This is a genomic window from Parabacteroides sp. (assembly GCF_977054455.1).
The window spans coordinates 134,068-141,589 of record NZ_CDRTCT010000010.1 but is presented as its reverse complement, the minus strand read 5'-3'; the positions used below and the strand labels follow the sequence as shown (position 1 = coordinate 141,589).

Annotated in this window: 7 protein-coding genes; 6 read left to right on the top strand and 1 reads right to left on the bottom strand. The window is 43.8% G+C overall.

The genetic code is table 11. From position 1 onward, the window contains the following. Nucleotides 1-633 precede the first annotated feature (633 nt). From ACW6QF_RS06900 to ACW6QF_RS06885, 4 genes are all read left to right on the top strand, one after another. Nucleotides 634-1,017 (top strand): GntR family transcriptional regulator, encoded by a 384-nt coding sequence (locus ACW6QF_RS06900; RefSeq protein WP_298553039.1) that lies wholly within the window; start codon nucleotides 634-636, stop codon nucleotides 1,015-1,017. Nucleotides 1,018-1,019: 2 nt separating this feature from the next. Then, complete coding sequence (locus ACW6QF_RS06895) at nucleotides 1,020-1,907, top strand: slipin family protein (protein ID WP_456087268.1); 888 nt, start codon at nucleotides 1,020-1,022, stop codon at nucleotides 1,905-1,907. Between the two features lie 41 nt (nucleotides 1,908-1,948). After that, entirely contained in the window at nucleotides 1,949-2,866 is a 918-nt protein-coding gene (locus tag ACW6QF_RS06890) for a hypothetical protein (RefSeq protein ID WP_456087267.1), read from the top strand. Between the two features lie 192 nt (nucleotides 2,867-3,058). Next, complete coding sequence (locus ACW6QF_RS06885) at nucleotides 3,059-4,327, top strand: ATP-binding protein (protein WP_456087266.1); 1,269 nt, start codon at nucleotides 3,059-3,061, stop codon at nucleotides 4,325-4,327. A gap of 286 nt (nucleotides 4,328-4,613) precedes the next feature. On the opposite strand, the gene ACW6QF_RS06880 is transcribed toward ACW6QF_RS06885, so the two are convergent. Beyond that, nucleotides 4,614-5,168 (bottom strand): RNA polymerase sigma-70 factor, encoded by a 555-nt coding sequence (locus ACW6QF_RS06880; RefSeq protein WP_298553045.1) that lies wholly within the window; start codon nucleotides 5,166-5,168, stop codon nucleotides 4,614-4,616. Nucleotides 5,169-5,277: 109 nt separating this feature from the next. Here ACW6QF_RS06880 and ACW6QF_RS06875 point away from each other — a divergent pair, with 109 nt between their 5' ends. Next, a complete protein-coding gene (locus ACW6QF_RS06875; protein WP_456087265.1) occupies nucleotides 5,278-5,526 on the top strand; it encodes a hypothetical protein in 249 nt (82 codons plus the stop codon). Between the two features lie 3 nt (nucleotides 5,527-5,529). Beyond that, nucleotides 5,530-7,473 carry a heavy metal translocating P-type ATPase gene (locus tag ACW6QF_RS06870; RefSeq protein ID WP_456087264.1) on the top strand — a complete coding sequence of 648 codons (1,944 nt, stop codon included), beginning with the start codon at nucleotides 5,530-5,532 and terminating at the stop codon, nucleotides 7,471-7,473. Nucleotides 7,474-7,522 lie beyond the last annotated feature (49 nt).

Sequence of the window (7,522 nt, the reverse complement as noted above, 5' to 3'; positions counted from 1 at the left end):
ATTTATAATGTTAATTAGTGTAGATAAAACTCAGACTTTTATATGCGATAGCCCTAAAGTTCTATCCAACGGGTGGGATACTTTTCAATTATTTTAGTGGAGTACTTTTCAGTTATTATCTACAATAGTGATACGTGAAGCGTTCACTTTTTGGCGGCAATTAATGTGAAATTCTATATTTTGTAAATATGAAGAAGAATAGCTATCTTTGCTCTCAGTATTCTCCATGAGCAAACTACCGCAAAAGCACGTAGCAAATTAGTGGGATAATTCATGGGATATGCTTGAAGCTAAAAATATAAAGTTTTAAATATCAGCGTGGTAACTCCGTTTGGAGAATCCCAAGCGGATCACTGAAAACAAAATCCTTGGTAACTCGATGTTATCAAGGATTTTTTGTTTTTTGACAAGAGGCAGAAACTATTCCACACAAATAGAAATATACAGAAACCATTAATACACTACAAATCAATATTATATATCACTCATTAAAAGCTCCTATATACGGCCTCCCTGCGAAATTCATCCATGCACCTTAACTATTTCCATAAAAAGTTTTTGTGGAATAATTTGTTCTTGTATATTTGTACTATAATAATAGTACAATATTCATATAGCATAATATAAAATTATATGATCAAGTTTTTATTAGATTACTCCAGCGGTATGCCGATATACCGTCAGATCATTGATCAGATCAGGTTTGGCATAGCATCCGGGCAACTCAAGTTGGGTGAACAGCTTCCTACGGTCAGAGCACTTGCCGTAGAGTTGAAGGTCAATCTAAATACGGTATCCAAGGCTTATAAAGAATTGGAGATCAAGAATATCTTGGAGACTCAACAAGGGACCGGAACATTTATTAGCAGAACAGACCATGTGGTACCGGAAAAAGAGCGGGAAGACAAGTTGAAAGAAATTTGTACGCAATTTTCTTCTGTTATACTGAGTTACGGCTTCAGCCTGGACGAGGTTATTCGAGAATTAAAGGATATCGAAACTTTCAAAAAACAATGAATATGACAGCAAATGTAATTAACAAGGGTTGGTTTAATCCCATATCCCTTTCCGTTCTGCTGATACTGGTGATCGTATCAGCCGTTTTGTATGTTTTGCAGATTGTAAACATGCCGGTATTCATCCTCCTGCTCCTTCTTTCCGGATTGGCGGCTTCTGCGATCCGCATTGCCGACCAGTGGGAACGGGCGGTAGTCCTGCGTATGGGGAAATACAGCGGTTTGAAAGGTCCCGGCCCTTTTATGATTATCCCGGTTATAGACAGTGTATCGACTTATATCGATCAGCGTGTACGGGTAAGTGCATTCAAGGCCGAACAAACTCTGACTAAAGATACGGTTCCGGTAAATGTCGATGCAGTCGTATATTGGACCGTCTGGGACGTGGAAAAAGCGGCTCTGGAAGTACAGGAATACCAGAAAGCGATCGAACATATCACACAGACCGGCTTAAGAGATACCATCGGTAAGCACGAACTGTCGGACCTCTTGCAGGAACGCGATAAGATAGCCGAAGATCTGCAACAGGTCTTAGACAGGAACACGAACCCGTGGGGTATCACATGCCAGACTGTCGGCATCAAAGACATCGCCATTCCGCAAGACCTGGCCGAAGCGATGAGCAAAGAGGCGCAGGCCGAACGTGAAAGAAGGGCACGTGTCATCTTGGGAACGGCAGAAACAGAGATCGCAGAAAAGTTCGAACAAGCCAGTAAGAAATATACCGACAATCCTGTGGCATTACATCTCAGAGGAATGAATATGCTGTTCGAAGGCTTAAAAGAAAAAGGATCAATGGTAATCGTACCGAGTTCGGCACTCGACACCATGAACTTAGGAGCCATAGGAGGCTTGGTTTCATTGGCAAAGAATAACGAAACATTGAAATAAACAAAAACGAATTTATAAATATCATCCGAAAATCATCATTTATGAACCTGCACAAACAAAGGATCACTTTTGTTTTCCTTCTTTTAATCTTCACAAGTTGTTCGCAAAAACAATCATTGCAATGGATTCCATTCAGCTGGGAGGGTGATACGATTTCCGGAATATATATTGAAAAAGCATTTTTAAATGTCCCGGTAAAAATAGAAGACTTACCGTATGAATTTACAATGCAATTTGATTTAGGAGCATATAATTCAGTCTTTTACGGGAATACTTTCACTCCTTATCTTGAAGAGGTCCCGTCTTTAATGAGCAAAAGAGATTCAACCGGGATGTATAAAAATGTCCACTTACAAATAGGGACAGTGGAGTTTAGTAATGCCAACATTGGATTCAAGCAGAATTTCGGGAATGAAATTCCTAAAGATTCACTCCATTCAAATACACCCAAGCATATTGGGACCCTCGCATCTGACATCGTGCAAGATAAAATCTTAATTATCGATTACCAATCAAGCAGGCTTGCAATCACAGACTTCTTGCCGGACGAATACAAAAATCTACCGGCTGAAAAATTTGAATCAAAATATGGGGAAGTGAAGTTGCCTTTACAGATTGATGGAAGAAGATGTAAAGTATTGTTCGACACTGGTTCAAGTCCTTTCCAGTTAATAACGACACAAGAAAGGGCCTGGAGCATATCGGACCTTATCATTACCGACTCTTTAAGCGGCCCTTTGTGGTGGGGACAAGAAATAACATTTTACGGTTTTAATGTAAACAAGCCGATCGAGTTCGGAGGAAAAGTACTAAACAATTCAAAAGTCTACTACGCCAAAGACGGGCTTTGGGATAATATTTACAGTTCTTTTGATGTCTGGGGGATAACCGGGAATGCTTATTTCTTTGAGAACACCGTGATTATCGATTACAAAAACAAATTATTCAGGATACAATAGAAACTCGCACCCTACATCTTCATCCAGATGCATAATCATTCGGTGCCGTACCAATACAAATAAAAAGAATAGTGCAGTTTGAAAACACATATTAACTATAATAGTGCAGTTTGAAAATAGAAAAATGCACAAATAGTGCAGTTTAGACGCTAAAAGAACTATCTTTGCAGGTGATATCTAAAATATACCGTCATGAACATCAACGAATATGCACAGATTATAGCTGACCAAAAAGAAGAATTGAGGTTGATCAACCCCAAAGACTTATGTTCCCGGAAAGAAGAAAGCCTATTTGACATAGATAGCCCTCTGGCACAAATCGTCATTGGAGTGCGACGAAGTGGTAAATCTACAATCTGCCATAAGGTTTTAAAAGAAAAGGGTGTACCCTATGCTTATGTAAATTTCGATGATGAACGATTATATAAATTAAAATCCAAAGACCTAAACTCTCTTTTGGAAGCTATATATATGGTATATGGTGATTTCCAATATTTATTTCTTGATGAAATACAAAATATCACAGAATGGTTTCTCTTTGTAAATAGACTACTTCGGCAAAAGGTTCATCTTATCATAACAGGTTCTAATGCAAAACTTCTAAGTAGCGAGTTAAGTACACACCTTACCGGACGATATAATCAAATAGAACTTTATCCTTTTTCTTTCACGGAGTTTTGCCAATATCGGAAAGTAGAAACTAAAGATATTTCAACCAAAGGAGTAGCTTTCAAGAAAGCTGCATTCGAGGAGTACTTCAAAAAGGGTGGATTTCCCGAATTATTTGAGGTAAAAAACAGTCGTGGATATATTCAAGGGCTATTTGACTCTATTATACGTAAAGATATACAGCAACGGTTTAAAGTCAGATATATGGAGTCGTTGCGTATGCTTGCCAATCACCTGATCGATAATTTTGGTCAGGAGATTATATATGCCGACCTTGCAGAACGCTTCGGCTTTGGTTCTTCACATACCGCAGAGAACTACGTATCTTATTTAAAAAAGACATATCTCTTATTAGGCATCCACAAATTTTCATTTAAAAGTAAAGAACGTATACGAAATGAGAAAGGGTATGTAGTTGATACCGCTTTTATTACTGAAAGGGATGATGCCATGAATGGGCAAAACTTAGGTTGGAAATTAGAGAATATCACCTATGTCGAGCTATTAAGAAGAAACAAACCCCTATTTTATGATATTTTCTATTATCGGGAACAATATGAGATTGATTTTGTGATATGCGAGGGGAACAAAGTCAGAGAACTGGTCCAAGTATCCGTTGATATTTCTTCTGCAAAGACTTATAATCGTGAAACATCCGCATTGTGCAAGGCATCTTCGGACTTAAAATGTGAGAAACTTACTTTAATAACTATGGATGACACCAGGACTATCGAGAAAGATGGACATACGATACAAGTCATCTCTATTATAGACTGGTTATTGCAGGAATAAATCAAGAAGTAAGATCAGCAAATTGGGATCGACTACAAAAACAAATTATTCAGGATACAACAGAAACTCGCACCCTACATCTCCATCCAGATGCATAGTCATTCGGTGCCGTACCAATACAAATAGATGGTCGCTTTGATCTAAGTGTAATTTGTTTTCGACAATGTCGAGATCATATTTGACAATGCCGTGTATATTCTCGACAATGTCGAATATATACACGACAACGGGGAAAACAGATTACACTTGCATCTAATCAGCAGAAGATAAGCATACGGGCGGCGGTTCAAGCGTGCAAAAGAAAAAACAGATAAAGGACTTTGCGAAGAATGGCAAGGGCGGCGGTCAGGTGGTTTTCCACTGTCCGTTTACTGATATCGAGGCGCGTGGCGATTTCGTCATTGGACAAACCTTCCTCACGGCTCATCCGGTAGATCCTGCTTCGCTGGGGAGACATCCGCTCGACCGTACGGTTGATGACCGATTGCAGCTCGCGGACGAACAAGGCTTCTTCCTCCGATTCGGCCGGGGAGGCTTCCTGCAGGTATTCGTTCGTATATTTTTCCGAGACAATGAGACGGTCGAAGTAGTCATACACGGTAAAACGCGCCATCTGGAAAAGGTAGGAGGAGAAAGAACGGACATTCTTCAGTTTTTCACGGTCTTTCCACAACGAGAGAAACAAATCCTGGGCCATATCACGGCTGACTTCCCTATCATGCGTCAGGCCGATAAGGAAATTTACCAACCTCGGTTGGTACTGGAAAAACAGATGCTCGAAAGCTTCCACATTTCCGGCGGCGATCTCCCTTAACTTATTTTGCTCCTCTGGTAATTCCATAACAAATGCGAAGTAGCGAAAAATATCAGAATAATCAAAATAAAAGCTTGCACCTCAATTGAATTAATTTTGTTGTACCTTTACCGTGTCGAGAAAAAAGAGTAAAGTCATGTCAACAAAACAATGCGAAGAGAAACTCAAAGATAAAGGCGTACGCCCGACAGCCGCCCGGATTCTTATATTGCAGGATCATATAAAAAATCCCGGTCGTACAGTTGCCCGAAGGCTTCATCATGGATACGATCAACTACACGGTCAAAGGGATCTGCCCGGCATGCAAGTCCCCGGATCTGTAAAATGCAATCGAGTTGCAAAAGTATCTTCAGTTCTTTGCATCGGAATAATAAAAACAGATTGAATCATGGAAGCTAAAACAACTTGCCACTCAGGATGCGGATGCAGTTGCGGACACAATAAAGGAGAAGAAGAACGCCCGAACGTGGCATTGCCGGTCCTGTCCTTCATCCTGCTCGTTACAGGCCTTATTTTTGGGCATACCGGACAAGGCTGGTTCTCGCCGGCGGTAAGGCTCGTCTGGTATCTGGCGGCATTCCTTCCGGTAGGGCTGCCTGTCATGCGGGAGGCCTATCGCGAGGCTTTGCGAAAAGACTTCTTCACCGAGTTCACATTGATGTCGGTCGCTTCGCTCGGAGCTTTCAGCATCGGCGAATACCCGGAAGCCGTGGCTGTCATGCTATTCTATACGGTCGGGGAAATGTTGCAAAACAAAGCAGTCGAACGTGCATCACAAAATATCAGCCGTTTGCTCGACGTCCGTCCCGAACGTACGGATGTATTCCGTGAAGGGAAATATGTCAATATCTCCCCGAAAGAGGTACGGACAGGCGAACGGATCGAGGTAAAGCCGGGCGGACGCATACCGCTCGACGGGATTTTGCAGGAGCCCGAAGCATCGTTCGACACCTCCGCCCTGACAGGCGAAAGCATGCCCCGCACGCTCCGGAAAGGGGATGAAGTCCTGGCGGGGATGATCGTACTGGGACAAGCCGTCCGCATCGAAGTGAACCGCCCGTATGAGCAAAGCGCATTAGCCCGCATTTTAGCGTTGGTGAAAGATGCGGCCGAGCGTAAAGCTCCCGCCGAGCTGTTCATCCGCCGGTTCGCGCGGTTCTATACGCCTGCCGTGATCGTGTTGGCCCTGCTGATCGTAACGGTTCCGGCGCTTGCCGGACTGATGATGCCTTCTTTCCAGTACGTCTTTCATGACTGGTTGTACCGGGGATTGGTCTTTTTAGTCATCTCCTGCCCGTGCGCCTTGGTGATCAGCGTGCCGTTGGGATATTTCGGAGGCATCGGGGCGGCGTCACGTGCCGGCATCCTGTTCAAGGGTGGCAATTATCTGGATGCCGTCACCCGGATAAATACCGTTGCATTCGACAAAACAGGAACATTGACCACCGGACGCTTCGACGTGACGGATATGCAGGCGCACGGGATTCCCGGCCCGGAAGTATTGGCCCTGCTTTTATCCGTCGAACAGAAAAGTACTCACCCGATCGCACAGGCGATCGTCCGATACGCAAAGAAACAGAATGTATCTGCGGCCAATATCTCGGAGATGCATGAAATAGCCGGACACGGCGTGGAGGCTGTCATCGGCGGGCAGGAAGTGCTTGTCGGGAATATCCGCCTGATGAAAGAGCGCGGGATTTCCATCCCCGAAGAGTTGTCCGACAAGGTGGCGACCGTAGTGATCTGTGCCGTCAATAAGAAATATGCCGGCCATCTGCTATTGTCCGATACGTTGAAAGACGATGCCGTGGAGGCGATTGCCAAACTGAGGGAGTTAGGGGTGACGGATATCCGTTTGCTGTCAGGTGACAAAAAAGAGATTGTCGCCTCTTTTGCCAGACGTTTAGGAATCGACCGGGCATACGGGAACCTGTTGCCGGAGGACAAGGCGGCACATATCCGGGAAATGGTTGAAGAGCCGGGCAAAACCGTGGCTTTTGTCGGAGACGGCATGAATGATGCTCCGGTATTGGCTCTAAGCCATGTAGGGATTGCGATGGGCGGACTCGGTTCGGATGCGGCGATCGAGAGTGCCGACGTCGTTATCCAGAACGACCAGCCGTCCAAGGTGGCGACCGCCATCACGATCGGACGCAAGACGCGTACGATTGTCCGTCAGAATATCATAGGGGCACTTGGCGTAAAAGGGATCGTACTGTTGGCAGGCGCATTGGGATACGTCACATTGTGGGGAGCAGTCTTCGCAGATGTCGGTGTCGCTCTGCTGGCGGTCTTCAACTCGGTCCGCATACTGAATAGGAAGACATGGTAAAACTTGTCGATGCAGCGATAAATCAATTTGATGAAGTCCGGCATGGAAA